The sequence below is a fragment of the Leptolyngbya sp. FACHB-1624 genome (genome assembly GCF_047649235.1).
GTDB lineage: Bacteria > Cyanobacteriota > Cyanobacteriia > Leptolyngbyales > Leptolyngbyaceae > Leptolyngbya > Leptolyngbya boryana.
The window spans coordinates 4,568,725-4,589,906 of record NZ_CP180258.1 but is presented as its reverse complement, the minus strand read 5'-3'; the positions used below and the strand labels follow the sequence as shown (position 1 = coordinate 4,589,906).

Below are 21,182 nucleotides of genomic sequence, written 5' to 3'. Positions count from 1 at the left end.
GGGATATAGAGCAAGTTTCAAAGCCGTTCTTGAGCAGACCATCTAGTGATCGATCGTCTAGTAAATGGCAGCTAAGACTAATGTGTAATTGTGAAATCCGTTTCTGCCTTTGATCGGAGCGATCTCACCATGCGTATATAGCCCAATCCAAGGGAGAGAAGTGCCGACCTGTTGCTGGAGTTTCTGCTCAAGCCGTTGTTTTTCTAATTCCCCCAGCACAGATTTTCCACGTCCATAACAGTCGAATTGGAAAATCAACTTCGCGGATTGGGCTTGCAGTTGAGTGTTTAAGTGTTCGGCGATCGTATCAATGCCTTGAGCAATCTTCTCCGGATCGCGGCGAGTAATCCAAATACTACTTCCTTCTACAACGTCAGTTTGCAGCGTTACAGATCCGGCAACATCGTCTTTGCTCGGCAAGTAGCGAATCACAAACTCATCGTGATCTTGAGCATAATTCGGAGCTTTTAACCCGAAACAGAAGGCAACGATTGTGCGATCCCAGGCTTGAATTTCTTCTTCTGTGAGATACTCACGCAGCACCTCAAACACAGGCTGATGATCAATTTCAAAAATCTTATTGCCTTGGGCGCGGGTAATTTTTCGCTCTTGACCGATCGGAACACAGCCATGATTGAGTGCCCAAATCACTTGGCAATCTCCAGAGAGCAACGTGGCAACTACACCATCTGAAATGACTTGATCATCACAATACTGATAGGTTGCTTTCATTTCGATATCGCTGCCCGCTGCGCCTCCTAAAATCGGCGGAACAGTGTAACCCTGCTGAGCAAATTCTGATTCAATCCCGGTCATCAAGCGATCGAAGTTCACCGTAATGCCATCGGTGAAGAGAAACATGGCTTGAGCTTGTTCGCTAAAATCCATCAGCAATTTACTGGCGATCGTTTGACCTGTTTCGGTTGGCTGCTCTTTGAGTCCGACGGCGTAGCGATTCGTAAAGCGGAGTTCATCGGACTGGATCACCATCACGGCAACTGAAAAATTCGATTCATCGGCTTCATTCTGGACAATCACGCCTTGCCCAGAGCATCCTGCCAGCGGGCAATTGCCTGTCTCTTGCCGCACGACTTGTACTAATTTCTGTTGGTGATATCCAAGCGAGGCGAAGAGAAAAACGAAATCTGGCTGTGTGATATTCGCAGCAGTCATCGCTTTTTGAACAGCCTCTTTTGCTGCTTGAGTCACATTGCGAAGATGACTCATTCCAACTCCAGCTTGAGTTCCCATTGCAGAGTGTTGAAAAACTTCAGTTTCTAACATGCCCGATCGTCTCTTTCTACAAACAAAAAACGAAACTCAGCTTCATATTTCACCGCTAACCCAAAATGGCTGCTATACGCTATAAGTAAATACTTGGAACTCCGGTTCTATAGAATTGCCCTTTATCCTTGTGCGTATCGGAATCGACCATGCAGCCACCTATTCCCCCAGCTACTGTTTTACAAAGTCGCTATCGGATTCTCAGCGTGTTGGGACAGGGAGGGTTTGGTCGTACCTATCTTGCCGAAGATCAAGGACGATTTAACGAAGCTTGTGCGATTAAAGAATTAACGCCGCCTCAAGATAATCCTTACGCGCTAGAGAAATCCAAAGAATTATTTCAGCGCGAAGCCCAAACGCTTTACCAAATTCAGCATCCTCAGATTCCGCAGTTTCGTGCGACGTTTGAGCAGGATCAGCGATTTTTTATTGTGCAAGATTATGTCGAAGGGCAAACCTATCGATCGCTGTTAGATGAACGCAAATCGCGCGGGTATGTTTTTTCAGAAGCAGAAGTCACGCAGCTTGTGAAGCAGGTTTTACCTGTGTTGGCATATATTCACGGCAAAGGGATTATTCACCGAGATATTGCTCCGGACAATATCATTCTGCGTGATCACGATAAGCTGCCCGTCTTGATCGATTTTGGCGTGGTCAAAGATCTTGCGACTCGCATTCAGGCACAAGATACGGTCAAACAGCATACGACGGTTGGCAAGCTCGGCTATGCTCCGACCGAACAAATGCAGACGGGTCGAGCCTACCCGAATAGCGATTTATATGCGTTGGCAGTCACCGCTGTTGTTTTACTCACGGGACGCGAACCGCAGGATCTCTTCGACGAAAATACGATGACTTGGCGTTGGCAGCGATTCGTCAATTTAGAGCCAACGTTTGGACAGGTGCTGAATCGAATGCTGAGTTATCGAGTCAGCGATCGCTATCAATCTGCAACCGAAGTCTTGCAAGTTCTACAAAGTCCGGCAACGATGGCTCCGCTGCCAGCGACCCCTCCGCCCACTCAGGCGCAGCCACCGACAAATGTCTCTAGAGCAGAAACCTTGGCAGTGGGTCGGCGCGATAGTACGACGGTTGCGCCGACGAGTTTGCAAAATCGCAATGATCCTTCGATTCCGTCGAGAAGTTCGCTTTGGGATGATCCGTGGGCAGTGCTTGCGATCGGAACTGGGCTAGTGCTGCTGACAGGACTGGGAGCTTGGACTATCACCCGTGCTTTGATGACTCCTGCCCCGATCGCGTCTCCGACTCCTACCGCAACGACTCCGTCTCCAAGTCCAACTAAAACTGCGACTCCAAAACCTTCTCCGACTACAACTCCGAGTCCTGATCCGGTCACGTATAGTCAGCGACTTGATTTTGTTCAAGGTGCAGCGACTCGCAGTGGAACATTAAAATCGAATGAGACTCTCAATTTTATTGTTCCCGCTAATCAAGGGCAGCAGTTGAATGCAAGTTTGGGCGGTGGAGAAGGTGTGCTATTAAGCGTTTTAGCCCCGAATCGCGATCCAGTCGATAGTGCATCAAATCGCGTCTCGAATTGGGCAGGAGAACTCCCGTTTACGGGGGATTACATCATTCAATTGAGAACCGTAAAAGGGATTCCTAAGAGCGATTTCAAGCTCAACGTCAATCTGCAAACGCCAGCCCCTAGCCCTTCACCGTCTCCCTCTCCAACGGCAAGTCCAAGCATTGTGGAAGCCGTGATTGAAATTCCACAAGGTCAGACTGGAACGAAGGTGAGTGAAAGAGTCGATGCCCTCACGACTCGTCGCTATCTCATCAATGTTCGTGCTAAGCAATCTTTAGCCTTGACCCTTACTCCGGGGACACGATTTACGGTACGGTATCCAGATGGTAGCCCGGTTGAAGATGCAACGAATTTACAGCGATGGAGTGCGATTGTACCGAAAGGCGGAAGCTATCAAGTTGATGTGACGAGTGATGCTCCAGCGGAGTTCACGCTGACTGTTGATGTCCAAGGATAACGAATTGTGAATGCACTCTTGATCACCGGAACCGATACGGATGCCGGGAAAACAGTACTGACGACTGCTTTAATTGCATATTGGCAAAAGTATTGTCGATCGCGATCGCTCGGCGTGATGAAACCTTTGCAGACGGGAATCGGCGATCGCGAAACGTATGGTCAGTTATTTCAGTTAGATCAGCCACCAGAATTGCTGAATCCGCTGCATTTTACAGCGCCGCTTGCCCCTCCGATCGCGGCGGATCTAGAAGGCAGGCAGGTTCAGCTTGAGCCAGTTTGGCAGGCGTTTGAGACGTTGCGAAGTCAGCGAGATTTTGTCCTGGTTGAAGCGTTGGGTGGATTAGGTTCGCCCGTGACGCACAGTACAACTGTGGCAGATTGGGCGTGGGATTGGCATTTACCTGCGGTGCTGGTTGTTCCGGTGAAGTTGGGAGCGATCGGGCAAGCGGTGGCGAATGTGGCTTTGGCGCGTCAAATGAAGGTGCATCTGCGCGGAATTGTGCTCAACTGTATTCGATCGACTTCGATCGAAGAAATCGAGAATTGGGCATCGGTGAGCTTGATTCAGCGATTAACAGGATTGCCTGTGCTGGGGTTGATTCCGCATTTAGCTGATCCAACCGATGTTGAGAAGCTAGCTCAGATTGCAGCAGATTTGGATTTGGAGCGATTGATACCGGAAGCGCTTTAGTAAAACTGCTAGTCAACTGTATTAATTTTGCGGAGTGGGAAGCTAGGGAGCAATCTGAGCCTGGGTTCTCCCCATCTCCTCACCTACTATCGCTGTCTCCAAGGAATCAATACATCTTTAGCAATATGAGTCGAGACGGCATGAGCACCATAGCGATTGAGGTGACTGGGGTCAGAAAAGAAATCTGGCGTATTTTTCCAGTTTTCTAGTAGGTCGCGATAGGTAAAGCCGAGTTCCCCAGACAGTCGCATCAGATATTCTTGGAACTCTTTTTCACGATCGCGGCGATACGGATCAAGATAGTTCTCTGTTAGAGGCAGATTGAGCACGACTAAGGGAATGTTCTGGCTCTTAGTGTACTGAGCGAGTGATCGTAACGCCTGATCCTGTTCTCCGAGCAAGTTGAAGTTCGCATAATCAGCATCACTATCGCCTGAGACTCGTGAATACTTTTGATAGTAAGTCACTGGATTGAAGCGATTGGAAATCGGCAGGAAGCCATTGATATCAATTAAGCCTTGTCCATCTTGAGCGATCGTCAATTCAGGGTCAATCTCATCCGAAGTCGGAGCTTGCTCAAATCCAAAACTTAAGCCACGCTTGAGCAGTCCTTGTAACTTATTGCGCTGACTCCAAACCGTTGAAAATTGCCCGACTTGGCGAAGCAAATGATCATTGAACGATTGATAGCTATCGCTCACTGTCATATTAGTTCGATTCAGAGTCTCTAAAGGTTTCGTGAACGCTTCAGTGGGTGTAGCAGCTGTGTTTGTACTCACTTCAGGCAGCTTGCGGAATCCCGGAGAAGATACGATCGCTTTATAAGTCGCATCCGGACGACCACTGTTGAATGCTCGCAGTCCATCGGCAAGTAAGATCAGCTTCGGTTGTTTTTCGTTGGCAAGGATGCGCCGCACAATCAGGTCAACCACTTGAACCGTGGCTCCATTGATACCGAAATTGAACACTCGCATACCCGCGTAGCCTTGAGTCGCCAAGGTCTGTTCTAAAACCGCTGGATCGATGCCCCGCATCGCACGCGAACTCCCCACGATCAAGACATCCGGCGCACCGTTTTGATTGACATACTGACGGTAGAGCACGAGTTTTTCATCGAGCTGACCCGCATTGAATGTGGGATAAGGAGAACGAGCAGTGTCGATCGCTGCTTTTGGCTTCAAGGGAGAGGCAAGAAGCGCGGTTGATCCTTGACCCGGAGCGATCAACGTCTGTCCAGATTGCGTAAATCCAGCCGCTCCCAGTTCTCCAAATCCAGTCGTTTTTTGCAGCGAGAGTTGGGGGAGAGGCATCTGTTCAGAGGTGAGCGGTGCAGGAGAGGCTGTTGGAGCGGGTTTTGAGGCAAACAGAGGTTTCGCATATTGTCCCAGGAGCCAATCTGCTTGCACCGTAAGCAGAATGCCTAAAACACTCCAAACAATCGCCGCTTTTGCTTCATTTGGAACCGCAGATTGAGTCGCGCGGGCAGTATTGGGAGCGGTGTCAGACGCGATCGTAAAAATCCGAGTTCGAGCCAATGCGCCCTGGATTGCTTCTACAATGCGATCGCCCCAAGTCGCGTCGGCTTCGTCAAACTCGGGAACCGTTAACGCGCCTGGCTCTTTTGTCAGTAAATCGCCGACATAGGCATCAGAGGCAGCAAATTCGGGAGTCGCTTCTGGAATAAAGCGAGCCTGCTCACGGCTGACGAAGTCGATGCCATAGCTCCAGATTGGGCGTTTTTGACCGGATCTGCGCCCGTAAACTCGCACGCCTTGCACATCAGAGAGACGGAGATTGTGAATGTATTTGGCAACTTTCACTCCAACTTGGCTTTGAGACGGACAGACTGGCGCATCGGTCATGATGTGCAATAAGTCCTCTTTTTGGCGAATTTGCAGGCGAATTCCACCCGTTGCGAGTTGGGTATCGAGATTGGGATTGAGTTGGCGAGTCAGCAGAAATGCGATCGCGCTTAAATCGCCTTGCTGCGCGAGTTGTCGAGTGGATTCAGCGAGGGCTGGATGTTCTGCGGCGGGAAGATTAATCCATTGCACCCAAACCGGAGAATCAGGAATCGAAAGCTGGGGAATAGGATTCGCTGTGCCCTGCAACCCGTAAACCGCAACGGCTTGAATGCCTTGGGGTGCGATCGTTTCGAGCAAAGGCGCGATCGCGGCTAACACTCGCCCTCGCTCCGGTGCCTGTTCTCGCTGAGCCGTGACATGCAGCGTGATGTCCATCAGAGTCGCTGTAATCTCAACGCCCTGATCGCGAACTGCGGCATTCATCAATCGCGTCAGCGCCTCGATATCGCCCCAGCGCGCCCAATCTTTGAGCATTTCTTGAGGAGGAGTCAAATCGACTCGCAACACCCATTCTGGGTCACTCTCGCCCTTAACACGGCTAAAGACGATCGCATCTCGAAATCCGTCGAGTTCCAAGTCCCGCAGTTTTTGTGCGATCGATTCGGTCATCAAAGACGTATCGGGGCTGTACGCGGATTCGCAGACGACCCACAGCCGATTCAGCAAGGCTTGTGGTGTGAGCGAAGCGGTACTGCTTAATACAGAAGCCAGATTTGCAATTTGAGGCAGTCCTGTGTCGTCGGGGAGTGCCGCAGATTTGACGCTGGCTCGAACAGCGACTCCCAATGCACTTAAAGCTTCACTGAGATACCGCGCAATTGCATCGGGTCTCCCACGTTTTGCCAAGCCCAGATTCGCAAGTTCGATGGCAACGGTCGCTTCAGCTTTACTCTGAGGATCGTCGAGTTTTTCTAAATAGCGATCGATCTGCGCGACATGAATCACTTCTGCCCACTGAGGACGCGGTTCTCCGATGCAGCGACCATAGAGCACGACTTGATAAATCGTGGGCTGAGTTGGAGGCAGCAGCGTTTCCAGTGAAGTTTGGGAAAGCGCGCGCACGAGTTGTGCAAAAATCAGCGATCGCTTTGGGCAATCGCGACTTTCTGCGAGAATATACAGGTTATTTCCGCGCAGGCGAGCTTGCAAATGCAGATGAGGAATCCCAATGACGCGATGCAGCCACGGGAGCAAGGGCAATTTAGAGCCAACCGATGACGATGATGAAGAGAGTGTACGGTGTGATCGATTCCCCATCCGACTTTTAATTCCTTATCTCAACTTGCTGCATTTAAGCTTAACTTTTGATTTCGACACGCTTTTTTTGGTTATTGTGAGCACAAATGGCACCCAGCGCATAGCGACATCCGTAACTTTCACAATTTCCGTTTTGCAAATCTTGACCTCATCGTTGAAGTTAGCCGATCTTGTCACCACTGTCGATTTTTCTCTCCCTGTATTCTTAGACACTCTGAGAGAATTGACAATGCTGAAGCCGAATACACAATGTTGGGAACAAGATTGTTACGCTAAATACTGGTTTACTGGACTATTGGAACCTACAATCTATGAAACCTCAGTCTGATCGCGTTTTAGGCTTGCTTGATCCGGATGTTGTATTGGGTTTGGCAACAATTCCGGTGTTAGTGGTATTGGTGGGAGGGAGTGCGATCGCGCAAACCCTACAAGACCTTGGCACGATTAGCGAAGAATTATTTCGCGGCGATCGCTTGCCGCATCTAGATTTGGACGATCGTTCTTAGCCTTGTCTCCCCAAATCTGCCTCATCTCCCCTAAAATTGTTGAACCTCTCTGGATTGATACTGTATGAGTTCGAGCCGACCCTCTTCTTCTGACGAATCATTTGCCAGCCTTGCCACTTCTGCGGACGCAATCGGTGAGGATGTGAGTGCGTTGATGTCCGATTTATTTTTGCGCCATCGGCTAAGAATTGTTGAGGATCTCTGGGAGGCGGTGCTGCAACAAGAATGCGGGCAGGAACTCGTCGATCTGTTGAATCAGTTGAGGCGGATGTGTTCACCAGAAGGGCAGGCAACGACCTTTACTGAGTCAGACGTGCTGCAAGTGGTAGAGAATCTGGATCTCAATGAGGCGATCCGGGCAGCACGGGCGTTTGCGCTTTATTTTCAGTTGATCAATATCGTCGAGCAGCATTACGAGCAGCGCGATCAGCAGTTGCAGTATCGGATGGCACGGGAAGGACAGGTTGAAGAAGTGCCAAAACCGTCGTCACCCAGTAGTTATGCCACAGAAGAAGAAGCGGGACGACCAGAAGCGGATTTCCTAGAGCGGAGTCTGCATGAAGCGGCGTCTCGTCGAGAAATTGGCACGTTTCACTGGTTGTTTCCTCGGTTGAAGCAGCTGAATGTGCCGCCTCAACAGATTCAACGGTTGATTCAGCAGTTGGATGTATCGCTGGTCTTTACGGCGCATCCGACTGAAATTGTCCGGCATACGATTCGGGATAAGCAGCGACGAATCGCGAAAATTTTGCGGCAGTTAGACAGTGTTGAAGACAGTTTGAAAGCGATCGGGCTTTCCTCATCTTGGGAAACAGAGTCGCTCCGAGATCAGTTAACCGAGGAGATTCGCCTCTGGTGGCGCACTGATGAACTGCACCAATTTAAGCCGACTGTGCTCGATGAAGTGGATCATGCACTGCATTACTTCAGAGAGGTAATTTTTGAGGCAATTCCGCATCTGTATACGCGATTAGAGCAAGCGGTGCATCAGTCGTTCCCGCGCATGGAAATGCCGAGTCGCAATTTCTGTCAGTTTGGATCTTGGGTGGGCGCCGATCGCGATGGCAATCCTTCGGTCACGCCGCAAGTCACCTGGCAAACAGCATGTTATCAGCGCCGCATCGTTTTAGAGCGCTATGTGCAATCGGTTCAGTGTTTGACCGATTTACTGAGTTTGTCGCTGCACTGGAGTGATGTGTTGCCCGATTTGCTGGAGTCTTTAGAGCAAGATCAGCAACGCATGCCGGATGTGTACGATCGCTTATCGATTCGATTCCGCCAAGAGCCGTATCGATTAAAGCTTGCCTACATTCAGAAGCGCCTAGAAAATACGCTCGATCGCAATCACATCCTCTATAGCGGAGATGGCTTGCAGCAAGAAATGCCTGAATTTGACGAAGCAACGCTTTATCGATCGGGCGAAGATTTCTTAGCAGAGTTGCGACTGATTCAAAGCAATCTAGCTGCGACCGGATTAAGCTGTCGGGACTTAGAGCATTTGATTTGCCAAGTCGAAATCTTTGGCTTCTGTTTGGCGCATCTTGATATCCGACAAGAAAGCCCTCGCCATTCGGAAACGATGAACGAGATTGTCGAATATTTGCAAGTGCTGCCGAAAGCTTATAACGACATGAGCGAAGCAGAGCGCTGTGAATGGTTGACCAGAGAACTCCAGACTCGCAGACCTTTGATTCCGACGGAGATGCCATTTTCGGAGCGCACCCGCGAAACGATTTCGACGTTCCGCATGGTTCGCAAGCTTCAGCAAGAATTTGGTCTGGAAATCTGCCGGACTTACATCATCAGCATGAGCCATGATGTAAGTGATTTGCTAGAAGTGCTGCTGTTTGCCAAAGAAGCTGGACTGTATGATCCCGTCACAGGGCTAGGAACAATTCAAGTCGTACCGTTGTTTGAAACGGTTGAGGATTTACAGAAAGCGCCTGGAATTATGAAACAGGTGTTTGCTCAGCCGTTCTACAAAGCTTTGATTGCGGGGGGCTTTGACGCGATCGATAAAGGAACGGCTTTGCAGGAAGTGATGCTTGGCTATTCTGATAGTAATAAAGACTCTGGATTTCTCAGTAGTAACTGGGAGATTCATAAAGCTCAGCAAGCGTTGCAAAGAATTGCTGATGAACATGGTGTGGCATTGCGGATCTTCCACGGTCGTGGCGGGTCGGTCGGTCGCGGCGGTGGACCTGCATATGAGGCAATTTTGGCGCAGCCTGGACATAGCGTGAATGGGCGCATCAAGATTACCGAACAAGGTGAAGTACTCGCATCGAAGTATTCTTTGCCCGAGCTTGCGTTGTATAACCTTGAGACGGTGACGACTGCGGTGATTCAAGGCAGTTTGTTGCAGAACAAGTTCGATGAGATTGCCCCGTGGCAGCAAATTATGGAAGAATTGGCAGCGCGATCGCGCACTCATTATCGTCAACTGATCTATGAGCAAGCCGATTTTATTGATTTCTTCCATCAGGTGACTCCGATCGAGGAAATTAGCCAGTTGCAAATTAGTTCTCGTCCAGCTCGTCGCGGCGGCAAGAAAGATTTAGCAAGTCTGCGGGCGATTCCTTGGGTCTTTAGCTGGACTCAGAGCCGATTTTTATTGCCGTCCTGGTATGGAGTCGGAACGGCGTTGAATGCGTTTCTGGATGAAGCTCCAGAGAAGCATATGCAGCTCTTGCGGCATTTTTACTACAAATGGCCTTTCTTCAAAATGGCAATTTCGCGGGTGGAAATGACCTTATCGAAAGTCGATTTGCAGATTGCTGGACACTATGTCCAAGAACTGACTCAAGCTGAGGATCGCGAGCGGTTTGCGCCTGTGTTTGAGCAGATTCGACAAGAGTATTTCTTGACGCGCGAGCTTGTGCTGAAAATTACGGGACACAATCGCTTACTCGATGGTGATCCAGAACTTCAGCGATCGGTACAGTTGCGCAATGGAACGATCGTACCATTGGGATTCTTGCAAGTGTCATTGTTGAAGCGACTGCGGCAGCATAAGACTCTGGCGGCTTCTGGAGTTGTGCGATCGCGCTACAGCAAGGGTGAACTGCTCAGAGGCGCATTGTTGACGATTAACGGTATTGCCGCAGGAATGCGGAATACGGGTTGATGACTGGGCGAAAGTGAGAAGAAGAAGCCTTAGAGCGATCGAGTGTATCGCTCTTCTTAGGTCTAAAAAATATCGATAGCTGTTGGAGACGTTACTCTCTAGCAGCTTTTTTATTGACAAGATAGGGATTTAAACGCAAGATCTGAGGACTCGCATTTTCTACTACTAAACTATGGCGAAGGCATCCGTCTGGAGTCTGATCTCTGCTGTTGTCCTATTCTTCTTCTCGCTACAAATCCCGATTCACGCCGAACCGCTGCAATCTTTTGAGAGTGATATTGAACCCAGTGCAAAGGTTGAAATTGCTAGGATTCGCTCTGGAGTATTGCCGGGTGTCGTCATTGGAGGGCACTACGACGGATTGCTGAAGATGCGGCAACAACGGTATGTTGCAACCGAACGCTTAGAGGAGCAATTAGAAACCTCGGTTCGAGACTTATTGGAGGATGAACTGAGCCAAGCCGGATTTGATGTGATGCGATCGCATCCTCAATCTCTGTTTGCAGATTTAGTTGCATCTTCAGAACCCGGACGATTTTTAATTGGTGGAACGATTACGAAGGTTAATCTCAATTCTTATAGTTCGTTTTTTGAGGAATACACGCACGACGATCGCAGGGTGCGTTGGGAGGTATTCGATCGAGATTTAAACAAAGTCGTGTACCGTCAAGAAATTGCTGGAAGTGCTGAAGCAGAGGGAATTGATAATCCAGCAGCAACTTATGAAGCGATTCGAGCCAGTTTTAGAAGCTTACTGGCTGAGCCTCGCGTTGTTGCAATCCTCAATCGTCCGATCGAAAAAACTCCGATCCAAGCGTATAAAATTGACGCGATCGCAACTCCGAGTCGTTCATCTCTGACGCTAGAGCAACTGGTCGGGCAGACCATTCCATCGATCGTGCAAATTCGCACCCCAAACGGACGAGGCAGCGGATTTCTGCTCGACTCGTCTGGACTGATTATGACCAATCAACACGTTGTTGGGTCTGCATTTTCCGTCAAAGTCAAACTTTACGATGGCAATATCGTGAATGGGCGAGTGTTAAGGCGTGATTCTGTGGCAGATGCAGCGTTGGTGAAATTGGAAGGGGATATCAGCGAAGTGACTGGCTTACCGATTTGTCATACTGATCGCGTGCGAGTCGGACAATCCGTTGTCGCGATCGGCAATCCGCTATCTTTTTCCAATTCCGTCACTCAAGGGATTGTAAGTGGGTTTCGGCGCAATGCTTCTCGGAGTTTGATTCAAACGGATACGGCGGTCAATCCGGGGAATAGTGGCGGACCTTTACTCAATCGAGACGGAAAAGTGATTGGGATTGTGACTGAGAAGATTGCGAGTGAAGGGATTGAAGGGTTAGGATTTGCGTTACCGATCGGGGAAGTTTTACAACGATTGAATGTCTCGATCGATTCTCCTGACAATTCAGAACTGGATACTTGCGGTAATCCACTCCTGAGTTACAAATGAAAGTCGAAGAGTCTTATAGCGGGTTGACAAAACGCTTGAACATCATCTTTGCTACGTTTCTGTCCCGCACCGGATTCAAAACCCGGTGCTAACAATGCGAACTCCCTCAAGGGACTCTTGCACACAGCTAATTGCTCAGGGATACAGTCTCTTCAGAGACTTTGTCCGAGGAGCACGGGGATTCAACCTCGTGTGAGGCAATGCGATCTCGATGTCATCAGCATTGTTGATTCTGGAATCACTCTAAAATCATATCCATATAAAAATGCAGAGGAACACGGTTGAATCCCTCTGCAACATTGATGTGTAAGCATTGAGCATGTCTTTAATCGTGCAAGATATCAAGCGCGATCGACAGTACCCACACAGCTACTATTCCATTCCAAACACTTGATCAAAAACCTTCTCGACCTTGTAACCTGAATCGATCGATTCCATCGGATCTTTCCGCAGACGGTGACGCAGACACAGAGGCGCAATTCGACGAATCTCGTCCACGGTGACTTCAGTTCGTCCTTCTAATGCTGCCAAAGCCTTTGCTGCACGGTTGGTTACGATGTCTCCGCGCAATCCATCGACATCGAGTTCCGAACACATCTGAGAGATTTTGACACGTAAATCGTAGTCGATCGCAATCTGTTTCAAGCGCTCCTGAGCATCGACAATTTGCTTCTGCAAATCCTTCTGCTGTGGCTCATATTTTTCTAAGAACGGCATCGGATCTTGGTCAAACTCTGTCCGTTGCTCCACAATTTGAACTCGCAATGCAGGTTCCTTTACGGTGCGAATCTCAGCATGCATCCCAAATCGATCAAGCAATTGCGGACGCAGTTCCCCTTCTTCTGGGTTGCCTGAGCCTACTAGAACAAATCGCGCTGGATGTCGAATCGAAATCCCTTCCCGCTCGACCGTATTCCATCCTGATGCTGCCGAATCGAGCAGCACATCGACGAGGTGATCATCGAGCAAATTGACTTCATCGACATAGAGAATGCCGCGATTTGCCTTTGCCAACAATCCCGGTTCAAAAGCTTTAACCCCTTCGGAGAGGGCTTTCTCGATATCGATCGTGCCGCAGACGCGATCTTCTGTCGCTCCCAAAGGCAAATCGACCATCATAACTTTCTTCTTCACCACAGGCACATCCGCACCCTGGTCGATCATCTGCCGCACCGTATCGCCCATTAATTCGATATCGTTTGGATGACTGTTGAAGGGATCATCTGCCACGACATCAATTTCTGGCAACAAGTCAGCCAGTGCCCGAATCGTCGTTGATTTACCAGTTCCACGATCGCCCATAATCATCACCCCGCCAATTTTCGGGTCAATGATGTTGAGCAGGAGAGCAAGCTTCATTTCTTCTTGCCCGACGATCGCAGTGAAAGGAAACACCGCACGCCGACGGGCGGGAACTGCGGTGGATCGTCCGTTTTGTGAAGTTGTTTCTGTCGTAAAGGTCACGGGAAGTCCTGAAAAAGTTAAGGCTATTTTTAAGTCGCGTTACTTATTGTGACACGGATTGTGACCTGAAATAGGCAGGGGAGCCTGCGATCGTAAATCAAGGTTTTATTCTGAATCGAGTTTGAATTGGTGAAGTAAAATTTGGATCAACGGGGAAAATCGTTGGAGGCACGTCGGGTTATGTCTAGTTTGAAACAAGTGGATGTGTCAAAGCTCACCGAGTCAGATATCGAGATGCTGGCGGCTCGGCTGGAAAAAGATGACTATACAGATGCATTTGAAGGGCTGAACGATTGGCATTTGCTCAGAGCGATCGCGTTTCAGCGCCCTGAATTAGTAGAGCCTTACCTTTATCTCTTAGATTTAGAAGCGTTTGACGAATCGTGAGATCCGATTCAATCATTTTCCTGTCACCTGCAACATTCCGAGTGCTCTTCAAACCAAGCGACCTGGAATGCTGCAGGCTCTGAGTCTCGCAGTTTAGCGGGTTAAAAACATTTGCAGTAATCCACCCACGACATTGATCAAGCTCTGACCAAAGTTGTTGCCTCGACGTTGTTGATCAGGTGGATTCTTTAAGCCTTGTGCGAGTGCTACTGCTGATTTTGCATTCGCCGCATCCCCTTGCTGCTCAAACAAAGCCGCAGCTTGTTCCGAGTCCTGAATGGCTCCCGTTTGATCGCCCAGTTCTAATCGTGCCATTGCTCGCCCAATCAAAGCAGGTGCAGAATCTGGTTTTCGCACTAAGGCTTGATTGAAATTTGCGATCGCGGTTTCATACTGTCGCCGTTTCCCAGCTTCCATCGCCATTTGATAGAACATTTCTGCATTCCCGGCTGAAGTCGGTAAGCCAACGGCTCCGTGAATGGCTGCCGTTTCGATTTGAGTGCCTGTTAAATCTGCTCCCACTAAATACGATCGCGTTAAATCTGCCCCTTGAATATTCGCATTCGTCAACTTTGCGCCTGCGAGATTTGCCCCACTCAGAGAAGCCCCTGCGAGATTGGCGTTGGTTAAGTCTGCGCCCGCGAGATTCGCTTGACTCAGGTTTGCGCCCGCGAGATTTGCGCCCGCGAGATTTGCCCCAGACAATTGAGCCAACACTAACCCGGCGCTACTGAGTTCGCAATTTGCACATTGCCGAGTCGAAAGTAATTGCCGAACGTGATCAATATTTTCAGCCTGAACGGGTAATGCAATCCCCAATGAGAAAACTGCTGCGATCGTCGTCAAATGAGTCCGGGTCATATGCAGGGAACGGGTAGGGTGATCAGGAAAACACTTCATATTACTTTCTGGTGACAGTTGTGGCACGATCGATATTCAGTACGATCGACAAGCGCGAGTATTCCCGATTTGGTTCTCGATATGCCTAAGAAACAAAAATTTCCGTATCTCGTCGGATCGAAATGGACTGCTCAGCAAGAAACCTGGGGCTGGCGGCACTTTCAAGTTGTAAACCGCAAAAATCAGGGAGCCTGGGTATTTGCAGAAATGGTCGCCGCCTGCGATCCAGCCGTTCGGTTTTGGATGAATGCCAAACTGCTCAAAGACCGATCGCAATGGCAAGCAGGCTGGAAATCGCTGCACGAAGTCGAAGAAGGATAGGGATGTGGGGAGTAGGGAGTGAAATTTCACCCCACTCCTCAGGGCTAATTCATTGAAGAAAAGATAAATGCCTGCGGATACTGCGGTTGTCAGGCAGGCATTGTCAGCGTTCAATTAAGCTCATCATCCAGGAAAAGTAAACAACAGCATTTTCATTTTCCTCTTCTCTAACCATATGAAACAGCCTTGCCAGAATGGGGATCTCGAATCAACACCCGTTTATCGGCAATGCTCGGCAATTTTCATTCATTGTAAAACTGGATGCAAGCAGTAGAATTTATGCCTGATCCAGCCTTGAAATCCAGTTCTGTGTCATTTTCAAGCCCAAAGGGGAAGTCAGATTGTAGTGCAAGGGCGTGATCGTAATGTAATTCTCCCGATTTGCCTGCACATCGGTCGGAACATCATTCGGAATATCCGGATCGTCTACGTCTTCAAGCAGTTCACCTGAAAGCCAGTAGTAAATTTTTCCTCTGGGATCAACCCGCTTCTCAAACACATCCGTATAGCGTCTCACGCCTTGTCGCGTGATGATTGCCCCTTTAATTTCATCTCGCTCGATCGCAGGCACATTCACATTCAATAACGTCAACTCTGGCAACGGATCTTTCTCCAACTGTCGCACCAAGGTACAAGCAAAATCCGCCGCAGTCTGAAATTCTCGCGATTGAAAACTGGTTAAACTCAGTGCAATTCCTGGAATGCCTTCAATCACACCTTCCATCGCCGCAGAAACGGTTCCTGAATACAGCACATCTGTACCCAAATTTGAGCCGTGATTAATTCCTGACAACACCAAATCCGGTGGTGTTTCCAACAGCGCCCAAATCGCCAATTTTACGCAGTCTGAAGGGGTTCCTGAACAAGCCCATGCTTTAATGTTGGGATGAAAAAGATGGCTCATTTCTTGAACTCGCAGCGGATCGTGCAACGTTAAGCCGTGCCCCGTTGCCGATCGCTCTCGATCAGGACACACCACCGTCACCTCATGTCCTGCTTCTGCCAACGCATTCGCTAGAGTTTGAATCCCTAGCGCGTAAACACCATCATCGTTACTAACCAGGAGTTTCATGTAATCCACTACAATAAACAAGTTCGCAGTTCATTGTGACGCGAATTAAGGATTTATGAACTACTGAACTATGGCGGCACAAACCCAGGAACTCGAAGCCCAATTAGATACCATTCGCCAGGAAGCGACTCAAGCGATCGCGCAAGCTGATTCTCTCGATCAGCTTGAACAGTTGCGCGTCAAATACATGGGAAAAAAAGGTCCCATTCCCCAAGTGCTCGGCGGGATGGGCAAACTCGACCCCGCCGAGCGCCCGAAAATCGGGGCACGAGCCAATGAGGTCAAAGAAGCGATTCAGGTCGAACTCGATCGCCAAAAAACCGCGCTGCAAGCGGCTGCGATCGCGGCTCAATTAGCTTCAGAAACGATCGATGTCACAATGCCGGGAGTGGGAAGACCACAAGGGCGGATGCATCCGTTAAATAGCACGATCGATCAGGTTCTCGATATTTTCGTTGGACTCGGCTACACGGTCGCTGAAGGTCCAGAAATGGAGACGGACTATTACAATTTCGAGGCGTTGAACTTCTTGCCCGATCATCCGGCGCGAGATATGCAAGATACGCTGTATCTCCCGGATGGCAATCTGCTGAGAACTCACACTTCGCCTGTACAGATTCGCTACATGGAAGCGAATGATCCACCCATTCGGGTAGCGGTTCCTGGAAAAACTTATCGACGTGACACCGTTGATGCAACGCACTCGGCTGTGTTTCACCAGATCGAGATTTTGGCAGTTGATGAAGGGCTGACCTTTACCGATCTCAAAGGGACCATCAAAGTGTTCTTGCAAGAGCTATTTGGAGATGTCGAAATTCGATTCCGTCCAAGTTTCTTCCCCTTCACCGAGCCATCTGCGGAAGTCGATGTGCAATGGAAAGGTCGCTGGTTGGAAATTCTCGGTTGTGGAATGGTGGATCCCAATGTTCTCAAAGCCGTGGGATACGATCCGGAGATCTACACCGGATTTGCTGCCGGATTTGGGGTGGAACGGTTGGCAATGGTGTTGCACCAAATCGATGATATTCGTCGGTTGTACAATAGCGATTTGCGGTTTTTGAAGCAGTTTTAAACTGCACAACATTCTCGCTAAAAACGCCCTTGATCGTTAAAAATCGAGGGCGTTTGAGGTATTTGAGAAGGTAGAAACGAGCGCCCTGTAAGAAGCCCTTTGCGATCGTCATGAGTTTCTGTTCACTTGAAAGTCTCTACGCTTCGTTGTCATTCCGCTAGTTTTCTTCGTTAGGAAACTCTTCTTCAAGGATTTGATCAATATCTCGCATTCCGGACAGAACACGGAGAACTTCGATTCGCTCAAGTCGAATTCTATACACGATCACATAAGCTGTTCGACCAAGTTTTGGAGTTATTAATTCGCGAGTGCCTTCAACTCGTCCAGGTTTTCCGAAGTTTGGGAATGTAGATAATCTGTTGATAGCTTGAGCTAACTGATTTCCGATTTGTTGGGCTGTATCTGGAGTATCAACTGCAATATAAGACCGAATTTCAGCTAAATCTAGGACAGCGACTGAAAGATACGTTACGCGCATGGAGTCGGCTTCTCGTTGTCTGTTCCCCAAGAGTTGAGCCATGCCTCGACAGCTTCACCTTCGACCCAAACTGCTCGATCGCTCTCTGCAAGGTCAACTGCTGCTTCAATTTGCTGAATTTGTTGAGATTGGGTTTCGACATAGGTTGTGATCGCTTGCGTCACTAGCCAAGACTGACTTCGATTTGTGCTTGTCGCAAGTGCTTCGAGCTTTTGTTTGATCTCGATCGGTAATTGAACTGTGACAGTTTCACTCTGCGACATAAGATGTTCTCAGCAGTAAGGTCGTATCCATATTTTATATGGCTTATCAATAGAACATCTCGGACGAATGTTTTTGCTTCGCTCCCAATGTTAAATTCTCCACTCTGAGAGACTTTGACTAGGAAATGCCCTCCAATTCAAGGAACTTCTCCCATTCAAAATCTCTCAAGTTTGGGGGATTTGGGGGACACGATCCGCCGAAAACGCAGCCTGCCCTTATTCGATCGCAATACCTGTCGCAACCTTCGTCACTTCGGGCGCAACGACTCCAGGTTTCCTCGCAATCAGGTACTTACTCATAAAATGCACCTGTTCTGAAACTTCGCCAAACCCTGCCTCTTTCAATCGCGCCACCAAATCATCGGTCATGTAATGGCGGTAATAAGGCTCATGGAACGTCTCAGGAAACCCTTCCATTGCAGGAGCGAGTTCCGGCGAATCGCTCATCTGAATCGAATCACAGATGATAAATGTTCCACCCGGTTTCACCACTCGAAATGCTTCATTGATCACATTCTGACGCGCTTGGGGCGGCAATTCGTGGAATAAAAACACACTCGTCACCGCATGGAAATAGTTATCTAAGTAAGGTAATTCTTCCGCATTTCCTTGCACTAACTGGGGCAAAGTTCCCTCGAACTGAGACAGCAACTGATTTGCTTTTCTCAAATAGGCAGCCGACAAATCCACTCCATACAAAGAAGCCTTCGGCAGCATTCCTCGAATGTTTCTCAAAGTCCGCCCTGTGCCACAAGCAACGTCTAGCACCTTAATCTGCGAAGGTAGAACATCACTGAATGCCTTCAATCCTTCCTTCAATGGAGCTAAAATCCGGCGACGCATCGGATCAGCCGTGCCATTAAACAGAATTTCAACCTGCAAATCGTAGAGATTGGCAGAAGTATCGGTTAAATACCCATTCGTCTGATGATGGAAATTTTGCACATAGTAGCTTGGTAAGCCTTCTGTCTCAACTCCTGCATCAAACTCTTGATATCGCTTCGCATTCACGCGCTGCCACATTTCCGGCATATCGAACCACATCACCGGATAGTAGCGGAAAAAATCTTCCCAAGGATTATCAAAGACAAGACTCGCTGGATAAACGCCTTTTTCGACATCCTGCCAATCCGCTTCGAGAACTTCAGCCATTCGTTTTTGAATGGTTTGAATCAATTCTAGAGAGAGCGGCTTTGCCTTTCTTTTTTGTTCGATCGAGGGCGGTGCGACAAGATTCAAGACTTGGGTACTAACAGCTTTATGCATCAACCCAAAGTAACTTTTGCCTTGCTGAAACGTCTGATACGCCAACTTTGTTAATGTATCGGGCATGATTTGTGTGAGACGACACTCTAAGACTATTGTCTAATTGTAACGAACTCTTAAGAGCGAAATAGTCTGTAATCAGTTAGATTTCGAGAAAAAAGCGATCGAGCTAATTGGCTCGATCGCTCCTTTTCAATTCAGCTTTCAACTCAGCAAATTAGCAATCGTAGTAGAGCATAAACTCATACGGATGCGGGCGAATGCTCATCGGAATTACTTCGCGATCGAGCTTGTAGCTAATCCAGCTTTCAATGAAGTCTTCAGTGAACACGCCACCTGTGGTCAGGTACTCATGATCCGATTCCAAGTTCTTCAGCGCTTCTGCCAAAGATCCAGGAGTCGAAGGGACTTTCGCCAACTCTTCAGGGCTGAGTTCGTAGATGTCTACATCCAAAGGAGAACCCGGATCGATTTGGTTCTTAATTCCATCAATCCCTGCACAGAGCATCGCGGCAAATGCCAAGTAGGGGTTCGAGGTTGCATCAGGACAACGGAACTCTAAGCGTTTTGCTTTCGGGTTCGTGCCAGACAACGGAATCCGCACCGAAGCAGAACGGTTTCCTTGCGAGTATGCCAAGTTCACCGGAGCTTCAAAGCCTGGAACCAAGCGCTTGTAGGAGTTCGTGGTCGGATTCGTAAACGCCAACAGAGAAGGCGCATGCTTCAGAATTCCGCCGATGTACCACAGCGCATTTTGGCTCAATCCAGCGTACAGATCGCCCGCAAAGGTGGGTTCGCCATTGTTCCAAATCGATTGGTGACAGTGCATACCCGAACCGTTATCCCCAAAGACCGGCTTCGGCATGAACGTAATCGACTTGCCATACTTGCGACCGACGTTTTTGATCACATATTTGTACGTCATCAACCAGTCAGCCGCTTGAATCAGGGTTCCGAACCGGAAGCCCAATTCGCACTGACCACCCGTTGCAACTTCGTGGTGATGTTTCTCGATCGGCACGCCGCACTTTTGCATCGTCAGCAGCATTTCCGATCGCATATCTTGCGACGTATCGGTCGGTGCAACCGGGAAATACCCTTCCTTGTTGCGAGGCTTGTACGCCAAGTTTCCACCCGGTTCTTGACGACCAGAATTCCAAATCCCTTCTACGCTATCAACGTGATAGTAACCTTCGTGCTGGTTTTGGTCATAACGGACATCATCAAAAATGAAGAACTCCGCTTCAGGTCCGAAGAACGCCGTATCGCCTAACCCCGTAGATTTCAAATAATCCACAGCTTTTTGAGCGATCGAGCGAGGATCACGGCTGTAAGGCTGACCCGTACGCGGCTCTTGAATCGAGCAAATCATGCTCAGCGTTGGATGCTCCATAAATGGATCGATCCAGGCAGTATCCGGATCGGGAACCATCGCCATATCGGATTCATTGATCGATTTCCAACCCCGAATACTCGATCCGTCAAACGGAACGCCATCGGTAAAGCTGCTTTCGTCAATTTGGCTCTTATGCAGGGTGAGATGTTGCCAAATCCCTGGCGTATCGATGAATTTGAGATCAATCAATTCGATATTCTCGTCATTGATCTTTGCCAAGATCTCTTGTGGGGTCGCCATGAAATACTCCTAGTAAATCGCGTAGCTTTGCTCAACGCTGAGCGCAGAATTGAATCAGATCGCCTCAAGCAAATCTGTCCTGCATCATGGTAAAAACAGGCTTCCCGTAATTTT

General features: G+C 48.9%; 17 protein-coding genes. 8 read left to right on the top strand and 9 right to left on the bottom strand.

The window, feature by feature from the left end; all coding sequences use genetic code 11:
- Positions 1–57 precede the first annotated feature (57 nt).
- A complete protein-coding gene (locus tag ACMUEV_RS21705; RefSeq protein ID WP_017287147.1) occupies positions 58–1,284 on the bottom strand; it encodes an FIST signal transduction protein in 1,227 nt (408 codons plus the stop codon).
- Positions 1,285–1,433: 149 nt separating this feature from the next.
- Here ACMUEV_RS21705 and ACMUEV_RS21700 point away from each other — a divergent pair, with 149 nt between their 5' ends.
- Positions 1,434–3,290 carry a serine/threonine-protein kinase gene (locus tag ACMUEV_RS21700; RefSeq protein WP_190647668.1) on the top strand — a complete coding sequence of 619 codons (1,857 nt, stop codon included), beginning with the start codon at positions 1,434–1,436 and terminating at the stop codon, positions 3,288–3,290.
- A 6-nt stretch (positions 3,291–3,296) separates the two neighbouring features.
- Positions 3,297–3,983, top strand: a complete 687-nt coding sequence (gene bioD / locus ACMUEV_RS21695; protein ID WP_017287149.1) for a dethiobiotin synthase — start codon at positions 3,297–3,299, stop codon at positions 3,981–3,983.
- Positions 3,984–4,069: 86 nt separating this feature from the next.
- On the opposite strand, the gene ACMUEV_RS21690 is transcribed toward bioD, so the two are convergent.
- Positions 4,070–7,105, bottom strand: a complete 3,036-nt coding sequence (locus ACMUEV_RS21690; protein ID WP_017287150.1) for a hypothetical protein — start codon at positions 7,103–7,105, stop codon at positions 4,070–4,072.
- 311 nt (positions 7,106–7,416) lie between these two features.
- Here ACMUEV_RS21690 and ACMUEV_RS21685 point away from each other — a divergent pair, with 311 nt between their 5' ends.
- The 3 genes from ACMUEV_RS21685 (at position 7,417) to ACMUEV_RS21675 (ending at position 12,209) form a co-directional block, all read left to right on the top strand.
- A complete protein-coding gene (locus ACMUEV_RS21685) occupies positions 7,417–7,611 on the top strand; it encodes a hypothetical protein (protein ID WP_017287151.1) in 195 nt (64 codons plus the stop codon).
- 64 nt (positions 7,612–7,675) lie between these two features.
- On the top strand, positions 7,676–10,738 hold the full coding sequence (gene ppc, locus ACMUEV_RS21680) for a phosphoenolpyruvate carboxylase (protein ID WP_017287152.1): 3,063 nt from the start codon (positions 7,676–7,678) through the stop codon (positions 10,736–10,738).
- A 172-nt stretch (positions 10,739–10,910) separates the two neighbouring features.
- Positions 10,911–12,209 (top strand): S1C family serine protease, encoded by a 1,299-nt coding sequence (locus tag ACMUEV_RS21675; RefSeq protein ID WP_190647669.1) that lies wholly within the window; start codon positions 10,911–10,913, stop codon positions 12,207–12,209.
- A 372-nt stretch (positions 12,210–12,581) separates the two neighbouring features.
- Here ACMUEV_RS21675 and bchI read toward each other — a convergent pair whose 3' ends face one another.
- A complete protein-coding gene (gene bchI / locus ACMUEV_RS21670) occupies positions 12,582–13,673 on the bottom strand; it encodes a magnesium chelatase ATPase subunit I (protein WP_017287156.1) in 1,092 nt (363 codons plus the stop codon).
- Positions 13,674–13,853: 180 nt separating this feature from the next.
- On the opposite strand from bchI, the gene ACMUEV_RS21665 reads away from it, so the two are divergent.
- Positions 13,854–14,060 carry a DUF2555 domain-containing protein gene (locus tag ACMUEV_RS21665; RefSeq protein WP_017287157.1) on the top strand — a complete coding sequence of 69 codons (207 nt, stop codon included), beginning with the start codon at positions 13,854–13,856 and terminating at the stop codon, positions 14,058–14,060.
- A 93-nt stretch (positions 14,061–14,153) separates the two neighbouring features.
- On the opposite strand, the gene ACMUEV_RS21660 is transcribed toward ACMUEV_RS21665, so the two are convergent.
- The gene (locus tag ACMUEV_RS21660; RefSeq protein WP_190647670.1) at positions 14,154–14,921 is read right to left on the bottom strand and encodes a pentapeptide repeat-containing protein; all 768 of its coding nucleotides are present in this window, start codon (positions 14,919–14,921) and stop codon (positions 14,154–14,156) included.
- 120 nt (positions 14,922–15,041) lie between these two features.
- On the opposite strand from ACMUEV_RS21660, the gene ACMUEV_RS21655 reads away from it, so the two are divergent.
- Positions 15,042–15,281 (top strand): TIGR02450 family Trp-rich protein, encoded by a 240-nt coding sequence (locus tag ACMUEV_RS21655; protein WP_017287159.1) that lies wholly within the window; start codon positions 15,042–15,044, stop codon positions 15,279–15,281.
- A 277-nt stretch (positions 15,282–15,558) separates the two neighbouring features.
- Here the strand turns inward: ACMUEV_RS21655 and surE are convergent, their stop codons facing one another.
- Complete coding sequence (surE, locus tag ACMUEV_RS21650; RefSeq protein ID WP_017287160.1) at positions 15,559–16,353, bottom strand: 5'/3'-nucleotidase SurE; 795 nt, start codon at positions 16,351–16,353, stop codon at positions 15,559–15,561.
- Positions 16,354–16,423: 70 nt separating this feature from the next.
- Here surE and pheS point away from each other — a divergent pair, with 70 nt between their 5' ends.
- The gene (gene pheS / locus ACMUEV_RS21645) at positions 16,424–17,425 is read left to right on the top strand and encodes a phenylalanine--tRNA ligase subunit alpha (RefSeq protein WP_017287161.1); all 1,002 of its coding nucleotides are present in this window, start codon (positions 16,424–16,426) and stop codon (positions 17,423–17,425) included.
- A 157-nt stretch (positions 17,426–17,582) separates the two neighbouring features.
- Here the strand turns inward: pheS and ACMUEV_RS21640 are convergent, their stop codons facing one another.
- The 4 genes from ACMUEV_RS21640 to glnA form a co-directional block, all read right to left on the bottom strand.
- A complete protein-coding gene (locus ACMUEV_RS21640) occupies positions 17,583–17,903 on the bottom strand; it encodes a type II toxin-antitoxin system RelE/ParE family toxin (RefSeq protein ID WP_190647671.1) in 321 nt (106 codons plus the stop codon).
- Positions 17,894–18,166 (bottom strand): CopG family ribbon-helix-helix protein, encoded by a 273-nt coding sequence (locus ACMUEV_RS21635; protein WP_017287163.1) that lies wholly within the window; start codon positions 18,164–18,166, stop codon positions 17,894–17,896. The genes ACMUEV_RS21640 and ACMUEV_RS21635 overlap by 10 nt, the downstream gene beginning before the upstream one ends.
- 216 nt (positions 18,167–18,382) lie before the next feature.
- The gene (locus tag ACMUEV_RS21630; RefSeq protein WP_017287164.1) at positions 18,383–19,498 is read right to left on the bottom strand and encodes a class I SAM-dependent methyltransferase; all 1,116 of its coding nucleotides are present in this window, start codon (positions 19,496–19,498) and stop codon (positions 18,383–18,385) included.
- Between the two features lie 151 nt (positions 19,499–19,649).
- Positions 19,650–21,068 (bottom strand): type I glutamate--ammonia ligase, encoded by a 1,419-nt coding sequence (glnA, locus tag ACMUEV_RS21625; protein ID WP_017287165.1) that lies wholly within the window; start codon positions 21,066–21,068, stop codon positions 19,650–19,652.
- Positions 21,069–21,182 lie beyond the last annotated feature (114 nt).

Bases quoted from the DNA above. Each gene is read 5' to 3' on its own strand.
- ACMUEV_RS21705 (WP_017287147.1), bottom strand. From the start codon at position 1,284: ATGTTAGAAACTGAAGTTTTTCAACACTCTGCAATGGGAACTCAAGCT.
- ACMUEV_RS21700 (WP_190647668.1), top strand. From the start codon at position 1,434: ATGCAGCCACCTATTCCCCCAGCTACTGTTTTACAAAGTCGCTATCGG.
- ACMUEV_RS21690 (WP_017287150.1), bottom strand. From the start codon at position 7,105: ATGGGGAATCGATCACACCGTACACTCTCTTCATCATCGTCATCGGTT.
- ACMUEV_RS21685 (WP_017287151.1), top strand. From the start codon at position 7,417: ATGAAACCTCAGTCTGATCGCGTTTTAGGCTTGCTTGATCCGGATGTT.
- ppc (WP_017287152.1), top strand. From the start codon at position 7,676: ATGAGTTCGAGCCGACCCTCTTCTTCTGACGAATCATTTGCCAGCCTT.
- ACMUEV_RS21675 (WP_190647669.1), top strand. From the start codon at position 10,911: ATGGCGAAGGCATCCGTCTGGAGTCTGATCTCTGCTGTTGTCCTATTC.
- ACMUEV_RS21665 (WP_017287157.1), top strand. From the start codon at position 13,854: ATGTCTAGTTTGAAACAAGTGGATGTGTCAAAGCTCACCGAGTCAGAT.
- ACMUEV_RS21660 (WP_190647670.1), bottom strand. From the start codon at position 14,921: ATGACCCGGACTCATTTGACGACGATCGCAGCAGTTTTCTCATTGGGG.
- ACMUEV_RS21655 (WP_017287159.1), top strand. From the start codon at position 15,042: ATGCCTAAGAAACAAAAATTTCCGTATCTCGTCGGATCGAAATGGACT.
- surE (WP_017287160.1), bottom strand. From the start codon at position 16,353: ATGAAACTCCTGGTTAGTAACGATGATGGTGTTTACGCGCTAGGGATT.
- pheS (WP_017287161.1), top strand. From the start codon at position 16,424: ATGGCGGCACAAACCCAGGAACTCGAAGCCCAATTAGATACCATTCGC.
- ACMUEV_RS21640 (WP_190647671.1), bottom strand. From the start codon at position 17,903: ATGCGCGTAACGTATCTTTCAGTCGCTGTCCTAGATTTAGCTGAAATT.
- ACMUEV_RS21635 (WP_017287163.1), bottom strand. From the start codon at position 18,166: ATGTCGCAGAGTGAAACTGTCACAGTTCAATTACCGATCGAGATCAAA.
- ACMUEV_RS21630 (WP_017287164.1), bottom strand. From the start codon at position 19,498: ATGCCCGATACATTAACAAAGTTGGCGTATCAGACGTTTCAGCAAGGC.
- glnA (WP_017287165.1), bottom strand. From the start codon at position 21,068: ATGGCGACCCCACAAGAGATCTTGGCAAAGATCAATGACGAGAATATC.